Annotated in this window: 1 protein-coding gene; it reads right to left on the bottom strand. The window is 72.1% G+C overall.

From position 1 onward, the window contains the following. Window positions 1-81 precede the first annotated feature (81 nt). The coding region (locus tag CAPSK01_RS19065; RefSeq protein ID WP_273704095.1) for a methyl-accepting chemotaxis protein at window positions 82-473 on the bottom strand (392 nt) is incomplete at its 5' end.

The following is a 473-nucleotide window of genomic DNA, read 5'->3' as shown; positions in this document are numbered from 1 at the left end:
GCTGAGCACCCGGCGGCGCGGCGAGCCGGTGCCTGGGCAAGCGTCGCGGAGCGCCCCTGGCCGCCGGACGGGCGCCGCCGGTTAGCGCGCCGACGCGTGGCTGCCGGCGAGCCGGAAGAAGGCCATCAGCTCCTGCAACTGCTGCGCCTGGCCGCCCATTTCCTCGGCCGTGGCGGCGAGTTCCTCGGAGGCCGAGGCGTTCTGCTGCGTCGCCTGGTTCAACTGGCTCATCGCGCCGTTGATCTGGCCGACACCGGCCGACTGCTCCTGCGAGGCGGAAGCGATTTCCTGCACCAGATCGGCGGTCTTCCGGATCGACGGCACCATTTCCTTGAGCAGCGCGCCGGCGCGCTCGGCGAGCTTCACCGAGTCCTTGGCGGTGTGGCCGATTTCCTGCGCCGCGACCTGGCTGCGCTCGGCGAGTTTCCGCACTTCGGCGGCGACGACGGCGAAGCCCTTGCCGTGCTCGCCGG

The sequence above is a fragment of the Candidatus Accumulibacter vicinus genome (genome assembly GCF_000584955.1).
In the GTDB taxonomy this organism is placed as follows: domain Bacteria; phylum Pseudomonadota; class Gammaproteobacteria; order Burkholderiales; family Rhodocyclaceae; genus Accumulibacter; species Accumulibacter vicinus.
Note: the sequence above shows the minus strand (reverse complement) of the source record. Positions and strands in the feature narration are given on the sequence as shown.